This window comes from Muricoccus harenae (assembly GCF_009848505.1).
In the GTDB taxonomy this organism is placed as follows: Bacteria; Pseudomonadota; Alphaproteobacteria; order Acetobacterales; family Acetobacteraceae; genus Roseomonas; species Roseomonas harenae.
The window spans coordinates 55,772-76,990 of record NZ_WWDL01000027.1 but is presented as its reverse complement, the minus strand read 5'-3'; the positions used below and the strand labels follow the sequence as shown (position 1 = coordinate 76,990).

Genomic DNA, 21,219 nt, shown 5'->3' with positions numbered 1-21,219 from the left:
GGGCGGAAACGGACCGGCGCTGCCGATCCACCCGCGCGAACCGGCAAGCCTCAATCCGCCCGCAGATTCGCCGCCCGCGCCGCCGCCTCGAGGATGGCGGTCTCGCGCTCGATCAGGACCCGAAACGCCTCCGGCGAATTGCCCACCGCCTCAATCCCGAGCCCGGTAAGCTTCGTATTCGTCTCCGGCCCCGCTACCACCGCCGCGATCGCCTTCGAAAGCCGCTCCACGATCGGAGCAGGCGTCCCGCCCGGCGCGAAATACCCATTCCAGGCGGTCAGCGCATAACCCGGATAAGTTTCGGCCACGGCCGGCAGCTCCGGCCATTGCGGCAGCCGCCGCTCGAAGGACATGGCAAGCAGCTTCACCTTTCCCTCGGCCGCCAGCTGCACCACCTCTGCCGGATTAGCGAAATACAGCTGTACGCGCCCCGCCATCAGGTCCACCAGCGCCGGCGCGCTGCCGCGATAGGGCACATGCACCATCTCCACCCCGGCCCGCGTCGCCAGCGCCGTCGCCGCCAGGTGGTTCACGCTGCCGGCGCCCGATGAGGCGAAGGTGACCTTCCCCGGATTGGCCTTCGCATGGGCCACCAACTCCGTCAGGCTGGTCACGGGCAGCGAGGCCGGCACCGTTACGATGAAGGGGCTGAGCCCCACCAGGCTCACCGGCGCCAGGTCGCGCTTCGGGTCGTAATCCACGCGCTGGGTCAGCGGCACCGTGACGATCTGCGAGCCCGCCCCGAAGAACAGCGTGTAGCCATCCGGCGCCGCACGCGCGACGGCGCTCGCCGCGATCGCGCCGCCCGCACCGCTGCGGTTCTCGATCACGAAGGACTGCCCAAGAAGGGCGCTCAGTCGCTCGGCCGTGATGCGCGCCTGCGAATCCGTCATGCCGCCCGCGGCATAGGGAAGGATGACCCGCACGGGCCTCGCCGGCCATTCCTGTGCCGCCGCTGCCCGCGCACCGAGCGCGACGCCGCCGGCCAGCGCCGTGGACAGCAGCCGGCGTCGCGCGAGGCCGGCCCGGCGGAACTGCGCATGCTCAATCATCGGTTTCTCCTCTCCTCGGTCGGTGCCGAGGAGTGTCCAGCTTTCCCGCCCTGTCTTCTTGCCTTCTTCGTCACCGGCGGGCGCCACGGCCCCCGCCCATCCTGCAGCGGCCGGCGGAACGCCGCCGGCCACTCCATCCTCAGGCCACGCTTCCCACCGGCACGGCGGCCATGCGGTCGCGGAAATGCGGGATGATTTCCTCTGCGACCGCCGCCATGTTCTCCCGCACCATTCCCGCCGGCATCGTCCCGATCTGCGTTTTGGTGATCGAGGTGTTGAAGCCCGCCAGGTCCTGGTACTCGGCCAGCTTCTCGCGCACCGTGTTCGGGCTGCCCACGATCACCACCCCCGCACGGATCATGTCCGCCGCCGTCTGCGGCCGGCTAGAGATCCGCGCCGCGCGAATGCGCTTCATCGATTCCACATTCGAATAGCCGGGCGGCAGCAGCATCTCCACCGGCATCTTCTGCAGCCGGTTGAACGCATCCAGGTGCGGCGTCGCCTCGCGCACCGCCTTCTCGTCCGTCTCGGCCACATAGATGAAGTTGGACCAGGCGAGCTGGTCGGCGCTCGCTTCGTAGCCGGCCTTCAGGGCCTCGCTCCGGTACATGTCGAAGAAGCGCGCGACGAGCGCGATCGGGCTCACCGTCTGGCAATAGGTGTACCGCATCCGCGCAGCCCAGGCGATCGTGCTCGACGATCCCTGGGACGGAAGCCAGATCGGCGGATGTGGGTCCTGGTACGGCCGCGGCCAGACATTCACGTAGCGGAAGTCGTAATGCTTCCCGACATACTGGAACGGTCCGGGCTCGGTCCAGGCGCGGATAATCAGGTCATGCGCCTCCGCGAAGCGTTCCTGCGAGAGCGCCGGATTGATCTCCATCGCATGGTACTCGGCGCCGATCCCGCGCACGAAGCCGGCGATGAACCGCCCGCGCGTCAGGTTGTCGAGCATCGCATATTCCTCCGCCACCGAAAGCGGATTGTTCAGCAGCGGCAGCGCGCGCCCGAGGATCATGAGCTTGCCGCGCTTGACGCTCCGCGCCAGCGCCCCGGCCAGCACACCCGGCGTCGGCATCAGCCCATAGGCGGTCTGGTGATGCTCGTTCAGCACCACCCCGTCGAAGCCGAGCTCATCGGCATATTCCAATTCGTCCAGGTAGCGGTGATACAGATCCGCGCCCTTCACCGGGTCGCAATGCGTGTTCGGAAAGGTCACCCAGGCGGAGCCATGCCGCTCGATCGCGGAGAGATCGGCATCCGCATAGGGCATCAGATGGAAATTGAAGAACTTCACCGCGCGCCCTCCTCGTTCCCGATGAAGCGCGTGATCTCGGCAACGAACTCGTCCGCGCGCTCGATATTCGGCAGATGCCCGCATTCGGAAATGATGCTGAGCTGCGAGCCCGGGATCAGCCGCTGGAACGCATGTCCATAGGGCTCCGGCACCACCTTGTCCTGCGCGCCCCAGAGCAGCAGCGTCGGCACGTCGATGCGCCCCAGCCACTTCGCCAGATGCGGGTCGTAGGAACGCGGATGCCACATCAGCTTCGCGGCCGTCTGCCGGTCCTTCAGCATCACGTCCTCCATTTCCGGCCGCAGCGAACGCGCGATCGCAGCCTCGGCGAAGGACTGGTCGTGGAACAGATCGCGAATGCGTTGCTCATCCGTGCTGAGGAAGCCGTCCACCTGTGGCACGCCCGGCACATGGATGCCTGCCGCATTCACCAGCGTCAGCGAGGCAAGCCGGCTCGTGTCGCGGATCGCCATCTCGGCGGCAATCCAGCCGCCGAGCGAAAGCCCCACCAGATGCACGCCGCGCAAACCCTGCGCCGCGAGGAAGTCGAGATAGAAATAAGCGAGGTCATGGACGTTATCGAGCCAGTCCGGTGTGTCGGCGGTCCCGAAGCCCGGATGCTCCGGCACGATCACGTCGAAGCGCTTCGCGAGCGAGCCCATGAAGGGCGCCCATGGCCCGGCGCCGCCGGCGCCATGCAGGAAGAGCAGCGGCGGCCCCTCGCCGCCACGCATCAGCCGGATGCGGCATCCCTTCACGGAGACTGTCTCTTCGCTGTGATCTGCCATGGTTTCCCCGTCGCCTGCCGGAACGGCCACTGCTCCGCGCCCCGCGTCACGCCGAAAGGATTATGTGGCATTACACATATCATCAACCGCAAACGGGCGGCCACCCGGCCGCCCGTGCCTGCCTGCGGCCCTAGCCCTTCAGCGCTGCCATCTGAGTCCGCGCGCCCTGCACCATGTTCGTCACATCGGTGCCCATCGTGCCGAAGGTGAAGCCCATATCATGCATCCGCTTGATATAGGCTCCCGTGGCGCAGTGGATGCCGATCGCCAGCCCACGGTCGGCACAGGCGCGCACGAGCCGCTCATAGATCCGCAGGATCTCCGGCTCCTCGCGGTCCATCACCGGCGGCAGGATGCCGAGCGAGATGCCGAGATCCGTCGGCCCGACATAGATCCCGTCCACCCCCGGCACGTCGAGGATGGCATCCAGGTTGTCCAGCGCCTCCTTCGTCTCGATCATCGGGATGCACAGCACCTCGTCATTCGCGTTGTAGAAGTACCGCCCCACCTCACCATAGATGCCGGCGCGGATCGGCCCATTGGAACGCGTGCCCAGCGGCGGATAGCGGCAGGCCGCCACGAAGGCCTCGGCCTGCGCCTGCGTGTTCACCATTGGGCAGATCAGTCCCTGCGCGCCCGCATCCAGCAGCTTCCCGATGATCCCCGGCTCGTTCCACGGAATCCGCGCCATCGGCGTCGGTCCATGCCCCTGCATCCCCTGGAAGCAGGCCACTGCGGACATGTAGTCCTGCACCCCGTGCTGCAGGTCGACGGTCAGGCTATCGAATCCGATCTGCGCCATCACCTCGGCCGAGAAGCCGGAGGGAATCGACAACCAGCCATTGACCGTCTTCTTCCCGGCCTTCCAGGCATCCTTGAGCTTGTTCGCCACGCGACTTTCCCTCCGGCATCACCCGGCGGCGCCGGGTCCGGGGCATCCTTCCGCATCGGCGCGCCGGGAACAATCCGCCCCCCTTGCCTGTGCAGCCCCCGCGGAACATGGAAACTAGGGCGCGACGCCGCCAGAATTGCGCGGCGCCGGCGAACCCGATGAGCAGAGGCGACCACGCGCGATGGACGACACGGCCCATTTCACCCTCGACGCCCTGCGCGCCTTCATCACCGGCGCCCTCGCACGCCTCGGCCTCGGCGAGGCCCATATCGGCCCGGTCGCCGACACCATCCTGGCCGGGGAACGGGATGGCGGCGGCTCGCACGGCCTGTTCCGCCTCATCATGGTCGCCCGCAGCATCCGCGCCGGCGCCGTGGACCCGAACGCCGCCCCGGTCGCGCAGGACATCGCCCCGGCCATGGTCCGCGTCGATGCCGGCGGCGGCTTCGCCCCGCTCGCCTTCCGCACCGGCCTGCCCATCCTTGTGGAGAAGGCCCGCGCCAACGGCATCGCCGCCCTGGCGCTGAACGACTGCGCCCATTTCGCCGCCCTCTGGCCGGAGGTGGAAGCCGTGGCCCGCGAAGGCCTGGTCGGCCTCGCCTGCACCCCCAGCCATGCCTGGGTCGCCCCGGCCGGCGGCCGCAAGCCGCTCTTCGGCACCAACCCCATCGCCTTCGGCTGGCCCCGCCCAGGCAAGGATCCCTTCGTCTTCGACTTCGCCACCAGCGCCGCCGCCCGCGGCGAGATCGAGCTGCACCGCCGCGCCGGCAAGCCCCTGCCGGAGGGCTGGGGCGTGGATGCGGAGGGCAACCCCACCACCTCGCCTGAGGCTGTGCTGGCCGGCGCCATGCTCCCCTTCGGCGGCCACAAGGGCTCCGCCCTCTCCGCCATGATCGAGCTGATCGCAGGCCCCATGATCGGCGACATGACCAGCGCCGAATCCCTCGCAGTGGATGGCGGCAAGGCCAGCGCCCCGCGCGGCGGCGAACTGGTGCTCGCCATCGACCCCGCCCGCTTCGCCGGCCCGCGCGCCGCGGACCGCATGCAGGCCGCCGAAGCCCTGTTCGAGGGCATCACCGGCCAGGGCGCCCGCCTTCCCTCGCTGCGCCGCTACGCCACCCGCCGACGCGCCCTCTCCGAAGGCGTGCAGGTGCCCCGCGGCCTCATCGCCGACATCGAATCCCTGCTCGCCTGAGGACAAGCCGATGCGCACGTCGAAGGTCATCCACATCGTCAGCTGCCATGCGGAAGGCGAGGTCGGGGACGTCATCGTCGGCGGCGTCCTGCCCCCGCCCGGCGATACGATCTGGGACCAGTCGCGCTTCATCGCGGCCGACGAGACGCTGCGCAACTTCGTCCTCAACGAGCCCCGCGGCGGCGTCTTCCGCCATGTGAATCTGCTCGTTCCGCCCAAAGACCCGCGCGCCCAGACCGGCTGGATCATCATGGAGCCCGCCGACACGCCCCCCATGTCCGGCTCCAACTCCATCTGCGTCGCGACTGTGCTGCTGGAGACCGGCATCGTCCCCATGCAGGAACCCGAGACCCGCCTCACCCTCGAGCCTCCCGGCGGCCTCATCGAGGTCACCGCCACCTGCCGCAACGGCAAGGCCGAGCGCATCAGCGTCCGCAACGTCCCGTCCTTCGCCGACCGTCTCGACGCCACCATCGAGGTGGCTGGCATTGGCACCCTCACGGTCGACACCGCCTATGGCGGCGACAGCTTCGTCATCGCCGACGCGCAGGCGCTGGGCTTCTCCATCGCCCCCGACGAGGCCCGCGACATCGCCGAGACTGGCGTGCGCATCACCGCCGCCGCCAATGAGCAGCTCGGCTTCACCCATCCCACCAATCCCGGCTGGAACCACATCTCCTTCTGCCAGATCGCCGCCCCGCTGGCGGAGGAGGACGGCATCCTCACCGGCGCCAATGCGGTGGCCATCCGCCCGGGCAAGGTGGATCGCTCGCCCACCGGCACCGGCTGCTCCGCCCGCATGGCCGTGCTGCATGCGAAGGGCCAGATGAAGCCCGGCGACCGCTACACCGCGCGCTCCATCATCGGCTCCACCTTCCACTGCCACATCGATTCCGAGGCGATGGTCGGCCACCGCCCCGGCATCCTGCCGGTCATCGCCGGCACCGCCTGGATCACCGGCACCCACCAGCTCATGCTGGACCCGGCCGATCCCTATCCCGCCGGCTATCGCCTTTCCGACACATGGCCGATGCCGAAGACGTGAAAGGGCGGCAGGCCTATGACAGGCCGTGACGAAAGCCCCAGCGGCGCGACTCCACGCTCGTCCGGCGCGTCATGCCTCTTTTAAGCACGGCCGCCCCTCTGCAATGATCGCCGGTCAGCGACCGGAAGCACCGCCACCACCTGCAAGCGGTGCCGCCCGATCCGGCCGGAGGACACGAAGTGGGCGAAGCACCGGATCCCGACCTGGCCGCCGCAATCGTCGCGGCGCTCGAGCCCGCCCTGCGCGAGGGCGCCATCCAGCCGACCTTCCAGCCCATCGTCCATCTGAGCGGCGGCGCGATCGCCAGCTTCGAGGTCCTGGCACGCTGGACCGATCCCGTCCTCGGCCCCGTCCCGCCCTCCACCTTCATCCCGCTCTTCGAGGAGCACGGCCTCATCGCCGCCGTCACATCGCATATCGTGAAACAGGCCTGCACCGCCGCCCTGCCCTGGAAGGGAGCCTTCCGCCTCGGCTTCAACATCTCGCCCGTCCATTTCCAGGATGGCGAGATGCCTGACTTGCTGGAGGACGCCGTCAACGCCGCCGGCTTCCCGCTCAACCGCGTCGAGGTCGAGATCACCGAGACTGCCGTCATCGGCGACATTGACGCCGCCCGCCGCACCTCAGACCTGCTCCGCGCCAAAGGTGTGCGCATCCTGCTGGACGATTTCGGCACCGGGTATTCCAGCCTCAGCCGCCTCCAGGCACTGCCTTTCGACACGATCAAGATCGACGCCAGCTTCGTCAGCTCGATGGAGGAATCCCGCGACAGCCGGAAGATCGTCGGCGCTGTCATCGGCCTCGGCCAGAGCCTCGGCGTCCCCGTCATCGCGGAAGGCGTGGAGACCGAAGCCCAGGCCGAGATGCTGCGGCGTCTCGGCTGCGACTATGCCCAGGGCTGGCTCTACGGCCATCCTGTCCCCGCCGAGGAGGTTCCCGCCCTCCTCCGCGCCCGCGGCGAAGAGGCGCATGACCCCGAGCCCGTCGATTTCTCCACCAACCAGCGCCTGGCGCAGCTCGAAGCCGTCTATGCCGCAGCACCCGTCGGCCTCTGCTACGTGAACCGCGAACTCCGCATCCTGAACGCCAACCGGCGCTATGCGGAGATGATGGGGCGGCAGGTGAAAGACCTGCTGGGACACAAGGTCGGGGAGATCGACCCGCGCGCAACGGCCTTCGCCCAGGCCGACCTGGAGCGCGCCATGCGCGGCGAGGCCATTCCGCCCCACCAATGGCAGCTGCCCGGCGGCGGCCGCGGCATGATCAGCGTCGCCCCCGCGCGGGACGAAAGCGGCGAGCTCCTCGGCCTCTCCCTGGTGGTCACCGACCTCCCGCCCGATCCCTGACGCATGCCGCCAAGGCCGGCGCGAATTCCCGCCGCGCCCGATTCCGGCCGCCGGCGATCCGCTCTAGGCTGCCGCCCATGCCCGATCCCGCCTCCCCGGCCGGCCCCGCCTGGCGCGTCTCCTCCGAAACCGCGCCGCTGCGCGAGGTGCTGCTCTGCGCGCCAGACCACTACCGCTGGATTCCCACCAACAGCATCGTCCGCCGCACCCTGGCCGGCGAGAACCAGCTACCCGCCACCGCCCATCTCCAGGCCCAGCACGCCGAGCTGGTCCACGCCATCGAGCAGGGCGGCGTCACGGTGCGCCACATCCCACCCGAGCCCCACCTCCCCTACATGCCCTACACGCGCGACAGCGTGGTGGTGACGCATCGCGGCCCGGTCCTCTGCCAGCTCGAGCGCCCGCAGCGCCGCGGCGAATACGCCCCGCTGATCGACTTCCACGCCGCGAACCGCAGTGCCTTGTGGCGCAAGTCCAGTGCCGGCACGCTGGAAGGCGGCGACATCCACATCATCCGCCCCGGCCTTGCCGCCATCGGCGCCTCCGGCGGCCGCACCGACAGGGCGGGCGCCGAACAACTCGCTGGATGGCTGCGCGAGGACGGCTGGGAAGTCCGCGTCGAGGATTTCGACGAACACTTCCTCCATCTTGACGTCCTCTTCTGCATGGCCGCCCCCGGCCTGGCCGTCGCCTGCGAGGACGTGCTCGACCCCGCCTTCCTGCAATGGCTGCAGGCGCACGGCATCCGCTGGATTCCCGTCCCCTACCGCGCCGCGATGAATCTCGGCTGCAACATCCTCGCCCTCGGCAGGGATCGCGTGGTATCCGCCCGCGAAAGCACGGAGCTGAACGCCGCCCTCCGCGCCGAGGGGCTGGAGGTCCTGGACCCGGCCCTCTCCCTCTTCACCGCCGGCGGCGGCGGCCCCCATTGCCTCACCTGCCCGCTGCGGCGCGACGACTGACCGGAATTGAGCCCATGACCGCCGAAACACGCCCTGTCGACCACGTCATCGCCGCCGCCCGCGCCTTCCTCGGCGACCGCATCACCACCAATGCCACCATCCGCGACCAGCATTCCCACGGCGAGGACACCACCACCCCTGTCCGCCCCGACGCCGTCGCCTTCGCCGAGACGACCGAGGAGGTGTCCCAGCTCCTCGCCCTCTGCCACCGCCACGGCGTCCCCGTGACGCCCTTCGGCGCCGGCACCTCGCTCGAAGGCCATGTCACCCCGATCCGCGCCGGCATCACGCTGGATCTCTCGCACATGACCGCCATCCTGGACGTGAGCCAGGAGGACATGGACTGCCTGATCGAGCCCGGCGTCACCCGCCACCAGCTCAACGACCACCTGCGCGACCAGGGCCTGTTCTTCCCTGTCGATCCCGGCAGCCACTGCACGATCGGCGGCATGTGCGCGACGCGCGCCAGCGGCACCAACGCCGTCCGCTACGGCACCATCCGCGAGAACGTGCTCGGCCTTGAGATCGTCCTCGCCGATGGCCGCGTCATCAACACCGGCGGCCGCGTCCGCAAGGCCGCCAACGGCTACGACCTGACGCGCCTCATCATTGGCAGCGAGGGCACGCTCGGCGTCGTCACGAAGATCCGCCTCCGCCTGCACGGCATCCCCGAGGCCACCTCGGCCGCCGTCGTCCAGTTCCCGGACATGAAGGGCTGCGTCGAATCGGTCATCCAGGTGATGCAGCTCGGCGTCCCCGTGGCCCGCATCGAGCTGCTGGACGAGGTGCAGGTCGCCGCCTGCATCGCCTATTCCAAGCTCGACAACCTCGAGGTCCTGCCCACCCTCTTCCTCGAATTCCACGGCACCGAGGCCGGGGTGAAGGAACAGGCCGAGGCGGTGGAGGCCATCGCGAAGGACATGGGCGGCCTCGGCTTCGCCTGGGCGGCCGACCAGGAAACCCGCAACAAGCTCTGGACCGCCCGCCACAACGCCTATTACGCCGCCATTGCCTCCCAGCCGAACAGCCGCGGCGTCACCACCGATGTCTGCGTTCCCATCTCGCGCCTGGCAGAAGCCATCCTGGGCGCCAAGAAGGACATCGCGGAATCCGGCCTCTCCGCCCCCATGGTCGGCCATGTCGGCGACGGCAACTTCCACACCGTCATCCTCGTGGACCAGGACGACCCCAAGTCGCTGGACCGCGCCTGGGCGCTGGACCGCAAGATCGTCGCCCGAGGGCTCTCCCTCGGCGGCACCTGCTCGGGCGAGCACGGCGTCGGCATGGGCAAGGCCGAATTCCTGGAGCAGGAGCATGGCGTCGAGGCCCTGGCCGTGATGCGCAGCATCAAGACCGCCCTCGACCCCAAGGGCATCCTCAACCCTGGCAAGATCTTCCGGAACTAGCCTTCGTACCCAAGACGCCGGCCCCATGCAGGGCCGGCGCAGAGGAAACCAGCACCCGATGCCCAAGGATGCGCCGGCGGCGGCCACGCCGCCTGCCCCCGATGCCGCCCCCGCCTACGCCCCCACCGGGCTGGTGCTGGTTGCTCCCCTCCTGGCCCTCGTCCTCGGCCATGTCCTCTCCAATGCCCTCCGCACCACGCCGGGCATCGCGGCGGATGTGCTGATCGCCGATCTCGGCGTCAGTGCCGAGGGCCTGGCTGGGCTGACGGGCAGCTTCAACCTTGCCTTCGCCCTGTGCCAGATCCCGGTCGGCGTCGCGCTGGACCGCTTCGGCGTGCGCCGCGTCTCCATCACCCTCTTCTGCACGACGGTGGCCGGCTCCATTGCCGCCGCCCTCGCGACCGGACCGCTCAGCTTCCTCCTGGGCCAGCTCCTGCTCGGCGCCGGCTGCTCCGGCATGCTGCTCTGCCCCGTCACCTATGCCGCGCGCCGCCTGACCGCCGGGCAGTTCGGCCTCTGGTCCGGGCTGATCCAGGCCATCGGCAACAGCGGCATGCTCCTCTCGGCCACCCCGCTCGCCTATCTCATCGATGCAGCCGGATGGCGCGCCGGCTACGGCGCCGGCACGCTGCTCGGCCTCACCGCCCTTGTCCTCGTCATGTTGCTGGTGCGCGACGCCCCGCCCCCCGGCCCCTATCCCAGCCTGTTGCGCGACGGCCGCGAGGTGATCCGCCTTGGCCTCTCCCGCCCGCTCCGCGCCGGCATCGTGATCGCCTTCGCCTCCTTCGCGGCAGGAATTGGCGTGCGCGGCCTGTGGGGCGGTCCCTGGCTCATGGAGGTGAAGGACCTGCCGCGCACCGAAACCGGCAACATCCTCATGCTTTGCGCCCTTGCCTTCGTGGTCGGCCCGATCCTCTCGGGGATGCTGGACCGCCGCTTCGGCCACCGGCGCCTCGTTCTCGCAGTCGGCCATCTCGCCGCCGCCGCCTGTCTGGTGCTGATCGTCCTCGGCGGCCCCTCCGGCCCGCTCGGCGCCCTGCCTGCCGCCTGGGATCTGGTGATGTTCGTCGCCTTCGCCTTGACGATCTCCGTCCAGCCCCTGGTCTTCGCCGTGGTCCGCTCCGCCGTGGCGTCCGAGCAGGCGGGCAAGGCGCTATCAGCGGCCAATCTCTCCTATTTCGCCGGCGCTGCCGTCATCCAGTCCGCATCGGGGCCGGTGGTGGCCGCGGCCGGGATCGGCGCCGGCCTCCTCTTCCTCGCAGCCATGCTGACCATCGGCACGCTGCTCTTCCTGTGGATGACACGCCGCCGCGCCTGACCGGCATGGGCTCACGCCGCAGCGCGAACCCGCAGCACCGTTCCTTCGACGCCCACCACCCGCACGGTGTCGCCCGCCCGCAACCCGCCGGCCTCGGCCTGCGCGGCCCAGTCGCTATCCCCGATGCGGACCCGCAGCCCCGTGGCACTGGCGGATACAACCACCCCCTCCCGCCCGGCCAAGCCCGATTCCGGCGTGTTCAGCCAAGCCGGCCGCTGGGCCCGGCGGCGCCTCAGCCCCACCGCCACCCCCGCCGCCATCAGCACGACGAAGATCACGACGGACAGCGGAAAACCCGGCGCGGCCACCAGCCACACCAGTCCCGTCCCGACCGCCGCCAGCCCGGCCCAGAGCAGGAAGGCCCCGGGCAGCACCAGCTCCGCCCCCAGCAGGACCAGCCCTGCCAGGACCCAGATCAACCAGGGTTCCAAGGCCCGCTCCCCGTGCGCGGCACCGAGCCCGCCCCGGCCGCGGAAGCGGTCGGCGGCACGAAGCCCAGCGGCCCGCCCATCGTTGTCCCGGCGGAGGTTCCCACCGGAGTACTTGCCGGCACATGCCCCGGCGACATCCCTCCGCCCGGCCCGGCACGCAGCAACTCCAGCGCCGCCGTCACCCCGCCCGCGAGCCCCGCCATCTCCATCGGCACCACCACCAGGCGGGACGAGGGACTCCCGGCGATCGCCTGGAACGCCGAGACATATTTCTCCGCCACAAAGTACCGCAGCGCATCGCCACCGGCGCCCGAGGCCGCCGCAGCCACCATCCTTGTCGCCTCCGCCTCGGCCTGAGCCGAACGCTCCCGCGCCTCGGCATCTCGGAAGGCCGCCTCGCGCCGCCCTTCCGCCTCCAGCACAAGCGCGGCCTTCGCGCCCTCGGCGCGCACCACCGTGGCGCGCCGCTCGCGCTCGGCGGTCATCTGCAAATTCATGGCGCGGATCAGATTCTCCGGCGGCTCGATCTTGCGGATCTCCACCCGGTTCACCTTCACCCCCCAGGGATCGGTCGCCCCGTCCAGCGTCATCAGCAGCGTCGAATTGATCCGCTCACGCGAGGAGAGCGTCTGGTCCAGATCCATCTCGCCGATGACGGAGCGGATGTTGGTCATGGAGATCGCGGTCAGCGCGCCCTGCAGGTCCTGCACCTGGTAGGCCGCCTTCGCCGGATCCATCACCCGGTAATAGACGATCCCGTCCACCGTGACCGAGGCGTTGTCCCGGGTGATCACCACCTGCTCCGGGATGTCGAGCACGACCTCCTGAACGTTCAGCCGTCGCCCGATCGCGTCGATATAGGGGATGACGAAGTTCAGCCCCGGCTGCAGCAGATGCGTGAAGCGCCCGAAGCGCTCCACCGTCCACACCTCGCCCTGCGGCACGGTGCGGATCCCCTTCGCCGCCGTGACGATGGCGAGGACGAGAATGACGGCAAAGACGATGATGCTGCCCGATATCGCCATGGACGATCCTTTCCGTTGCGCGAAGGCTAAAGCGGATCGTCGCAAAGCGGTATGGTGGAACAGTGAAGGCGCACCAGACGGAAAGTGCCGCGGAAAAGCAGCGGGCGCCCCATGGCCCCCGCCGCAGCCCGCAGTGAGACCGGCAGCCTAGCCCGCCAGGGCGCGCGTCAGCCCCGCCGCGGCCTCGGCTACCAGCGGCTTTACCCGCTCCACCTCCGGCCAGAGCCGCTCCTGCGAGCCCGACAGCGTCAGCGCCCCGCAGAGTGAGCCCGAGGGCAGGAAGACCGGCGCGGAGATCGCCGCCGCATCCAGGTCCCGGCTACCCTGCGTAGCAATCACCGGAAGCCCCGGTGCCATCTCCGGCAACGGCTCCGACGAATCGTCGATCGCCGGATCCCAGATCGAGAACACGCGGCCCGTCGCAGCGCCGCCGAGCGGCATCAGGTCGCCGGCCTGCACCGCCACCCGCAGCGTCCGCGGCGGCGCGGCGCGGTAGAGGCAAATCCGCCGGTCGTCATCCACCTTCACCCAGAAGGTCGCGCCCTGCCCCGTCGCCTCGGTCAGGGATTCCAGCACCGGCGGCACCAGCGCCTCCAGCCCCAAGCTGCGCGTATAGAGGCTGCCCCAATGAAGCAGCATGGGTCCCGGGGACCAGGAGCCGTCCAGGTTCCGCTTTACGCAGCAATGCCGCTCCAGCGAAGCCAGCAGCCGCAGGATGGTGCTCTTGTACAGCCCCGTCCGCGCGGCCAGGACACGCAGCGGCAGGGCAGTGTCGCCCGGCCGGAATGCCCCGAGCACCGTCATTGCGCGTCCGACCGCCGCCACGCCCGAAGCGGTGGAAGGCGGCGACAGGAGTCGGCTCCGCGGTGCAGGCCGCCCCCCGTCCATTGCCTGCAGGGGCGGCCGGGAGACGCCATCCCCCTGAAAGGTGGTGGCGTCCTCGGTACCGAAGTCAGGATCCAAGGCTCGAACTCCCGTCCTTGGCGCTGGCACGCCTTTGGGCCGATGGCGCGACATGCCTCACCTTGGCGCGCCCAGCTCCGGCCCCGGCGGCAACATGCCGGGCCGGGGGCGGCGCGTGCGACCACTATCGGCTAACATAGGATGCGGAAGGAAGCGCCATATTCCACGGGGTAAAATAGAACGCGCGGAATTGCGAAAGGCTTTCAATTCAGGTGCCGTTCGGCACCCTGAACCAATCGGTAACCTGTGTGCTTGCGAAGCGGCAACCCTTCAGCCAAATGCGCAGCGCCATGACAAGCCGCAAGAATCCCACGCTCTCCCAGACGGAACGGCGGCCAGCTTGGCCGGCTGTGTGCGCGGGGACAAGCCGTCAGGCAGCCCCTCCAGCCATCCAATCCGCCACCCGATCCGCTGCCCGTTCCACGGCCATCGCTGTCCTGCTCGCGGGCATGCTTGGCGCCGCCCCCGCCCTCGCGCAATTCGGGCCGCAGGGTCCGCCCGCGGTCGGCGTGCAGGAAGCCACCCGCCGCCCCGTCACCGAAAGCACCGAATTCGTCGGGCGGGTCGAAGCGGTGGAACGCGTCGAAATCATCGCCCGCGTCACCGGCTTCCTCCAGGAGCGCCTCTTCGAGGAAGGCCAGGAGGTGAAGAAGGGCGAGCCGCTCTATCGCATCGAGCGCTCCACTTTCGAGGCCGAGCTCGCCCGCGCCCAGGCCCAGATCGCCTCCGCCGAGGCTGAGGTCGCCAATGCTCGGGTCACCCTCTCGCGCGCCCAGGAGCTGACCCGCACCGGCGCCGGCACACGCGTCGCGCTCGACAACGCCACCGCCCAGGAACGCACGGCAAATGCCCAGCTCGTCGCCGCCCGCGCCGCCGCCCGGGCCGCCGAGATCAACCTCGGCTACACCGACATCACCTCCCCGATCGACGGCAAGATCGGCCGCACCAACGTCACCGTCGGCAATGTCGTCGGCCCGAGCGCCGGCGCCCTTGCGGTGATCGTCAGCCAGGACCCGATGCGCATCTCCTTCCCCGTCTCGCAGCGCCAGGCGCTGGAGATGCGGGATCGCTACGCCGCCCGGGGCGGCCTCGATGCCGTCCAGGTCCGATTCCGCACCGCCGATGGCAAGACCTATCCCGATGTCGGCCGGATCGAGTTCATCGACAACCAGATCAACCGCGCCACCGACACCATCCTCGTCCGCGCCCAGGTCCCCAACCCGATCCGTCCCGATATCCGCGGCCGCACCCTGATCGATGGCCAGTTCGTCACCGTCTTCGTCGAGGGGGTGGAGCCGGTCCTCGCCATCACCATCCCCCGCGCCGCCGTCCTCCAGGACCAGCAGGGCAGCTACGCCTTCATCGTGGATGCGGAAGGCAAGGCCCAGCGCCGCAACCTCCGCCTCGGCCACAACACCCCGCAGATCGCGGTGGTGGAGGAAGGGCTGAACCCCGGCGACAAGGTGATCGTTGAGGGCATCCAGCGCGTCCGTCCCGGCCAGGAGGTGAACGCCGCCCCGGTCCCCCCCGATCCCGCGAGCCAGGCCGCACGAGGCGCCGGCGCAGCTCCCGGCGCCCCCCCGTCCGGCGCGGCCCGCGAGAATCCGAGCCAGGGCAACGCCGCCAGGGGCAACGCTCCCGCCAGCACCGCCCCCGGCGGCAGCAACCAGGGTACTGCCCAGGGCGGCCCCAACGGCGCCGGCGGCTCGCCGCCCGGCGCCCCGGCGGCCCTCAACACCGGCAATCCAGGCACCAGCCAGCCCGCCGCCAACACACCTCCAGCAAGCCAGCCAGGCTCGGGCCGGTAACACCAGATGATCTCCGGTACATTCGTCGATCGCCCACGCCTGGCGATCGTCATTGCGCTCCTGACCCTGATCGCGGGCGCGATCTCCCTCATGCGCATCCCGGTGTCGCAGTTCCCCGACATCGTCCCGCCCCAGGTCTCGGTTAACGCCCGCTACCCCGGCGCCTCCGCCAGCGTGGTGGAGCAAACCATCGGCCAGGTGCTGGAAGGCCAGATCAACGGCGTGGACCGCATGATCTACATGCGCTCCAACTCCGCGAATGACGGCACCTATTCGCTGAACGTCTCCTTCTCCCTCGGTACCGATCCCGACCTGGCGACGGTGAACGTCAACAACCGCGTCCAGGCGGCCATGGCACGGCTCCCGCAGGAGGTGCAGCGCAGCGGCGTCATCGTCCGCAAGCAGTCCTCCGCCGTGCTGATGTTCGGCTTCCTGTACTCCAAGACCAATCTCGACCCGCTCTTCCTCTCCAACTACTTCACCATCAACATGCTCGACGACCTGGCCCGCGTGTCCGGCGTCGGCCAGGTGAACGTTTTCGGCGCGCAGGACTACTCCATGCGCGTCTGGTTCGAGGTGGACCGCCTCATCTCGCTGAACATGACGCCGCAGGACGTCATCACAGCGATCCAGGCGCAGAACGTCCAGGCCGCCGTCGGTCGCCTCGGCGGCCGCCCCACGGGCGACGACCAATCCTTCCAGATCAACCTGGAAACCCGCGGCCGCCTGCAGACGCCGGAGGAATTCGGCAACATCGTCGTCCGTGCCAACCAGGACGGCTCTGTGCTCCGCGTGAAGGATGTCGCCCGTGTCGAGATCGGCGCGGCCAACATGGACACGGAGAACCGCTTCAACGGTCAACCAGCCATCGCCTTCGGCATCTACCTGGCGCCAGGCGCCAATGCGGTGCAGGTCTCGACCGCGGTGCGCCAGCGCATCTCGGAACTCCAGGCCCGCTTCCCCCAGGGCCTCGACACCGAGGTCTTCTACGACAGCTCCGAATTCGTCAGCGAGACGATCCACGAGGTCATCAAGACCCTGATCGAGGCCTTCATCCTCGTCGTGATCGTCGTCTTCCTCTTCCTCGGCAGCTGGCGGGCGACGATCATCCCGACCATCGCCGTCCCGGTCAGCCTTATCGGCGCCTTCATCATCCTTCTCGGCCTCGGCTACTCAGCGAATACCGTCTCCCTCCTGGCCATGGTGCTGGCGATCGGCATCGTGGTCGACGACGCCATCGTGGTGGTCGAGAACGTCGAGCGGGTGATGCACGACCATCCCGAGCTGAGCACGGCAGACGCCACAAAGAAGGCGATGGGCGAGATCACGGCGCCCATCATTGCCATCACCCTCGTCCTCCTCTCCGTCTTCGTCCCCATCGCCTTCATCCCGGGCCTTTCGGGTGAGCTGTTCCGCCAGTTCGCGGTGACGATCTCGGCCGCCATGGTCATCTCGGCCATCAACGCCCTGACCCTCTCCCCGGCCCTCTGCGCCATCATCCTCAAGCCCCATCACGGCCCCCGCCGCGGCCCGGTGGGCTATGTGCTGCGCGGCATCGATTGGACGCGGGACCGTTACGCAGGCGGCGTCCGCCGCCTGATCCGCGTCTCCTTCCTCTCCATCATCCTCACAGCCGGCTTCGGCTTCGGCATCTGGACAATCAGCAAGGTGACGCCGACGGGCTTCCTGCCGCAGGAGGACCAGGGCGCCTTCTTCGTCCAGGCCCAGCTCCCGCCCGGCGCCAGCGTCTCCCGCACGCGCGAGGTGGTGCGGCAGATCGAGGAGATCGTGCGTCCCATCCCGTCGGTGCAGGGCACGCTCGGCATCGTCGGCTTCTCGCTGATCGACGGCGGCGCGCAGTCCAACTCGGCCTTTATGGTCATCCGCATGAAGCCCTTCGCCGACCGCGAAGGGGTGGCCAACAGCGTGCAGGCCGCGATCGGCCGCGTCTTCGGCGCGACCCAGTCCATTCGCACCGCCAATGTCTTCGCCTTCAACCTGCCACCCATCATCGGCCTCGGCACCGGCGGCGGCTTCGAATACATCCTGCAGGACTATGAGGGCCGCGACATCAACGCGCTCGCGGCCACCATGCTCGGCCTCATCGTGCCCGCGAACCAGGACCCGAACCTGACGGCGGTCTTCTCCACCTTCGCCGCCAACAACCCGTCGCTCTTCCTCGACGTGGACCGCGACAAGGCCCAGGCCCTCGGCGTCCCCATCAGCAGCATCTTCACCACGCTGCAGGCGGCGCTGGGCGGCATCTACGTCAATGACTTCAACCTCTATGGCCGCGTCTGGCAGGTGAACATCCAGGCCGAGGCCACCGACCGCAACGACATCGACGACATCTGGCGCATCCAGGTCCGCAGCAACAGCGGCGAGATGGTGCCTCTGCGCGCCTTCGCCGAGCTACGCACCGTGCTCGGCCCGCAGACCATCTTCCGCTACAACAACTACCGCGCCATCTCGGTCAACGGCGCGCCCAGGCCCGGCATCTCCTCCGGCCAGGCCCTGACCGCGATGGAGCAGATTTCCGACCGCGTTTTGCCGAATGGCTACGGCTATGCCTGGACGGGCACGGCGTATCAGGAAAAGCTCGCGACCGGCCAGACCGCCTATATCCTGGCCCTGGCCGTCCTCTTTGCCTACCTGTTCCTCGTGGCGCTGTACGAAAGCTGGACCATCCCGATCCCGGTTCTGCTCTCCATCGCGGTGGGCGTGCTCGGTTCTTTCGTGGCCATCCTCCTCGGCGAGCTCAGCCTCGACATCTACGCCCAGATCGGGCTCGTCGTGCTGATCGCACTGGCGGCGAAGAACGGCATCCTCATCATCGAATTCGCGAAGGAGGCACGCGAACGCGGCATGCCCATCCGCGAAGCCGCGGCCGAAGGCGCCCGCCTCCGTTTCCGCGCGGTGATGATGACCTCCATCGCCTTTGTCCTCGGCCTCGTGCCGCTGGTCACGGCGACAGGCGCGGCGGCGGTCTCGCGCCGCGCGGTGGGCACGCCGGTCTTCGGCGGCATGCTCGCGGCCTCGCTCATCGGCATCTTCATGATCCCGATGCTCTATGTCGTCTTCCAGGCCACGCGCGAACGGGTGAAGAGCTGGTTCGGCCACAAGCCGCCGGTAACCCCCACCGCCACCCCGCACTGATTCGGGGCTGACCTCGCCACCGAATCCACGGCCCGCGCCCTCACCGGCGCGGGCCGTTCCATTTCCGCCCGCAACCTCCGCATCATGGCCCGGGAGCCGCCGGAAACCGGCCATCTCCCCGCCCCCCCTTCCCGCGGCGGCCCCATCTCTTCATGATCTGCCCAGCGAAGCCACGGGAGATTGTGTCATGGCGAAGTTCGGCCTCAGCCAGCCCCTGCGCCGGGTCGAGGACCCTCGCCTCCTCAAGGGCGACGGCCGCTACACCGACGACCTCGTGCCGAACGGCATCGCCGCGGGCGCCGCCATAGGCCACATTCTCCGCTCCCCCCATGCCCATGCCCGCATCCTGTCGATCGACACGGCCGCCGCCGCGGCGCTGCCCGGCGTGCTGACCATCCTCACGGGCAAGGAGTGGAAGGAGGAAGGCCTGGGCGAGATCCCCTGCGCCATCCCGCTGAAGAACCGCGACGGCTCACGCCGGGGCAACACCCCGCGCCCGGCCCTCGCCGACGCCGTCGTTCGCCATGTCGGCGACCCCGTTGCCTTCATCGTCGCAGAGTCCCAGGAGGCGGCCCGCGACGCCGCGGAAGCGATCGAGGTCGAGTATGAGGGCCTTCCCTCCATCACCGACCTCGCCACCGCCACCCAGCCCGGCCAGCCGCAGGTCTGGGACACCGTCGCGAACAACATCGTCTTCGACTGGGAAACCGGCGACCGTGCCGAGACCGACCGCCTCTTCGCCGAAGCCGCGCAGGTCACGCGCCTGACCGTCGTGAACAACCGCATCGTCGTCTCGTCGATGGAAGGCCGCGCGGCGCTCGCCGAATATGACCCCACGACCGAGCGCTTCACCCTCCATGCCGGCACCCAGGGCAGCTGGTCCCTGAAATCCATGCTCGCTGGCATGTTCAACATCGCGCCAGAAAAGCTCCGCGTCGTCACCCATGACGTCGGCGGCGGCTTCGGGATGAAGCTCTTCACCTATCCCGAATACGCGCTCTGCATGATGGCCGCGCGCCGCCTGGGCCGCCCCGTGCGCTGGGCCAGCGAACGCACCGAGGCCTTCCTCTCCGACACCCATGGCCGCGACAACATCACCACGGGCGAGATCGCGTTGGACAAGGACGGCAAATTCCTCGCGCTCCGCACGAAGAACACCGCCAATATGGGCGCCTATCTCTCCAACTACGGCCCCTTCATCCCCACCGGGGCCGGCACCAAGGTGCTCGCCAGCGTCTATGGCTTCAAAGCCATTCACGCCAACGTCATCGGCGTGCTGACCAACACCACCCCGGTGGATGCCTATCGCGGCGCCGGCCGCCCCGAATCCAACTACCTGGTCGAGCGCCTGATCGACGCCGCCGCGCGCGAGGCGGGGATTGACCGCATCGAACTCCGCCGCCGCAACATGGTCCCCGCCTCGGCCATGCCGCACACCACCCCCATGGGCCAAACCTATGATTCCGGCGAATTCGCCCAGGTCATGGACCATGCCCTCGCGCAGATCGACTGGGCCGGCTTCCCCGCCCGACAGGCCGAGGCGGCGTCGCGCGGCAAGCGCCGCGGCATCGGCCTCGCCTATTACCTCGAGGCCACCGGCGGCTCGGACAGCGAGCGCGCCGAGGTGCGCTTCGCCAAGGACGGCACGGTGGAGGTGCTGGTCGGCACCCAGTCCACCGGCCAGGGCCACGAGACCGCCTATGTGATGATTACCGCCCATGAGCTGGGCATCCCGATCGAGAAGATCCGCGTCATCCAAGGCGATTCGGACGTCATCCCCACCGGCGGCGGCACCGGCGGCGCCCGCTCCCTCTATTCCGAGGGCACCGCCATCCTCGCCACCACCGCGACGGTGATCGAGAAGGGCAAGCAGGCCGCCTCCGAGGCCCTCGAGGCCTCCCCCGCCGACATCGAGTTCGAGGGCGGCCGCTTCGCCATCGCCGGCACCGACCGGGCCATCGGCATCCTCGATCTCGCCATGGCCCAGCAGGCCCGGGCCGCCCGCGGCGAGACCGCCACCCTGCTGGACGCGGCCGAGATCGCCGCCATCCCTGCCCATACCTTCCCCAATGGCTGCCATGTCTGCGAGGTGGAGGTGGATCCGGACACCGGCCTCATCGCCGTCCTCCGCTACATCGTGGCGGATGATGTCGGCCATGCGCTGAACCCGTTGATCGTGCGCGGGCAGGTCCATGGCGGCGTCGCCCAGGGAATCGGGCAGGCCATGCTGGAACGCACCGCCTACGACCCGGAGAGCGGCCAGCTCCTATCCGCCTCCTTCATGGACTACGCCCTGCCCCGCGCCGGGGACCTCCCCCCGATCGAGGTGGACTTCGTCTCCATCCCCTGCCTGACCAACCCGCTTGGTGTGAAGGGCGCGGGCGAGGCTGGCGCCGTAGGCTCGCCCCCCGCCCTGATGAACGCGCTGGTCGACGCCCTCTCCGCCGAAGGCATCACCCATATGGACATGCCGGCCACGCCGGAAGTCGTGTGGAAGGCGCTGGAAATGGCCCGCGCCGCCTGAGGCGCGGCCAC

The 21,219-nt window shown here is 69.2% G+C and carries 16 protein-coding genes; 9 read left to right on the top strand and 7 right to left on the bottom strand.

Annotated elements, in window-relative coordinates:
• Window positions 1–50 precede the first annotated feature (50 nt).
• The 4 genes from GSE44_RS18470 to GSE44_RS18455 all read right to left on the bottom strand — a co-directional run bounded on the left by GSE44_RS18470 (window position 51) and on the right by GSE44_RS18455 (window position 4,029).
• Complete coding sequence (locus GSE44_RS18470; protein ID WP_159350307.1) at window positions 51–1,052, bottom strand: Bug family tripartite tricarboxylate transporter substrate binding protein; 1,002 nt, start codon at window positions 1,050–1,052, stop codon at window positions 51–53.
• 139 nt (window positions 1,053–1,191) lie between these two features.
• A complete protein-coding gene (locus tag GSE44_RS18465) occupies window positions 1,192–2,349 on the bottom strand; it encodes an LLM class flavin-dependent oxidoreductase (RefSeq protein ID WP_159350306.1) in 1,158 nt (385 codons plus the stop codon).
• Window positions 2,346–3,137: an alpha/beta fold hydrolase gene (locus tag GSE44_RS18460; protein ID WP_159350305.1), complete on the bottom strand. Its 792-nt coding sequence runs from the start codon at window positions 3,135–3,137 to the stop codon at window positions 2,346–2,348. Before GSE44_RS18460 ends, GSE44_RS18465 begins: the two co-directional genes overlap by 4 nt.
• Window positions 3,138–3,267: 130 nt before the next feature.
• Window positions 3,268–4,029: an HpcH/HpaI aldolase family protein gene (locus GSE44_RS18455; protein ID WP_159350304.1), complete on the bottom strand. Its 762-nt coding sequence runs from the start codon at window positions 4,027–4,029 to the stop codon at window positions 3,268–3,270.
• A 181-nt stretch (window positions 4,030–4,210) separates the two neighbouring features.
• On the opposite strand from GSE44_RS18455, the gene GSE44_RS18450 reads away from it, so the two are divergent.
• The 6 genes from GSE44_RS18450 to GSE44_RS18425 all read left to right on the top strand — a co-directional run bounded on the left by GSE44_RS18450 (window position 4,211) and on the right by GSE44_RS18425 (window position 11,301).
• A complete protein-coding gene (locus GSE44_RS18450; protein ID WP_159350303.1) occupies window positions 4,211–5,224 on the top strand; it encodes an Ldh family oxidoreductase in 1,014 nt (337 codons plus the stop codon).
• A gap of 10 nt (window positions 5,225–5,234) precedes the next feature.
• On the top strand, window positions 5,235–6,269 hold the full coding sequence (locus GSE44_RS18445) for a trans-3-hydroxy-L-proline dehydratase (RefSeq protein ID WP_159350302.1): 1,035 nt from the start codon (window positions 5,235–5,237) through the stop codon (window positions 6,267–6,269).
• A gap of 179 nt (window positions 6,270–6,448) precedes the next feature.
• Window positions 6,449–7,615: an EAL domain-containing protein gene (locus GSE44_RS18440; protein WP_159350301.1), complete on the top strand. Its 1,167-nt coding sequence runs from the start codon at window positions 6,449–6,451 to the stop codon at window positions 7,613–7,615.
• A 77-nt stretch (window positions 7,616–7,692) separates the two neighbouring features.
• Window positions 7,693–8,577, top strand: a complete 885-nt coding sequence (locus GSE44_RS18435) for a dimethylarginine dimethylaminohydrolase family protein (protein WP_159350300.1) — start codon at window positions 7,693–7,695, stop codon at window positions 8,575–8,577.
• Window positions 8,578–8,591: 14 nt separating this feature from the next.
• A complete protein-coding gene (locus GSE44_RS18430) occupies window positions 8,592–9,983 on the top strand; it encodes an FAD-binding oxidoreductase (protein WP_159350299.1) in 1,392 nt (463 codons plus the stop codon).
• 58 nt (window positions 9,984–10,041) lie between these two features.
• Complete coding sequence (locus tag GSE44_RS18425; RefSeq protein ID WP_159350298.1) at window positions 10,042–11,301, top strand: MFS transporter; 1,260 nt, start codon at window positions 10,042–10,044, stop codon at window positions 11,299–11,301.
• A gap of 11 nt (window positions 11,302–11,312) precedes the next feature.
• Here GSE44_RS18425 and GSE44_RS18420 read toward each other — a convergent pair whose 3' ends face one another.
• The 3 genes from GSE44_RS18420 to GSE44_RS18410 form a co-directional block, all read right to left on the bottom strand.
• A complete protein-coding gene (locus GSE44_RS18420; RefSeq protein WP_235924931.1) occupies window positions 11,313–11,720 on the bottom strand; it encodes an NfeD family protein in 408 nt (135 codons plus the stop codon).
• On the bottom strand, window positions 11,717–12,757 hold the full coding sequence (locus GSE44_RS18415; RefSeq protein WP_159350296.1) for an SPFH domain-containing protein: 1,041 nt from the start codon (window positions 12,755–12,757) through the stop codon (window positions 11,717–11,719). The genes GSE44_RS18420 and GSE44_RS18415 overlap by 4 nt, the downstream gene beginning before the upstream one ends.
• 147 nt (window positions 12,758–12,904) lie before the next feature.
• On the bottom strand, window positions 12,905–13,720 hold the full coding sequence (locus tag GSE44_RS18410; RefSeq protein ID WP_159350295.1) for an IclR family transcriptional regulator: 816 nt from the start codon (window positions 13,718–13,720) through the stop codon (window positions 12,905–12,907).
• A gap of 449 nt (window positions 13,721–14,169) precedes the next feature.
• Here GSE44_RS18410 and GSE44_RS18405 point away from each other — a divergent pair, with 449 nt between their 5' ends.
• The 3 genes from GSE44_RS18405 (at window position 14,170) to GSE44_RS18395 (ending at window position 21,208) form a co-directional block, all read left to right on the top strand.
• Window positions 14,170–15,528 carry an efflux RND transporter periplasmic adaptor subunit gene (locus GSE44_RS18405; protein ID WP_235924930.1) on the top strand — a complete coding sequence of 453 codons (1,359 nt, stop codon included), beginning with the start codon at window positions 14,170–14,172 and terminating at the stop codon, window positions 15,526–15,528.
• A gap of 6 nt (window positions 15,529–15,534) precedes the next feature.
• Entirely contained in the window at window positions 15,535–18,684 is a 3,150-nt protein-coding gene (locus GSE44_RS18400; protein ID WP_159350293.1) for an efflux RND transporter permease subunit, read from the top strand.
• A gap of 187 nt (window positions 18,685–18,871) precedes the next feature.
• Window positions 18,872–21,208 carry a xanthine dehydrogenase family protein molybdopterin-binding subunit gene (locus GSE44_RS18395; RefSeq protein WP_159350292.1) on the top strand — a complete coding sequence of 779 codons (2,337 nt, stop codon included), beginning with the start codon at window positions 18,872–18,874 and terminating at the stop codon, window positions 21,206–21,208.
• Window positions 21,209–21,219 lie beyond the last annotated feature (11 nt).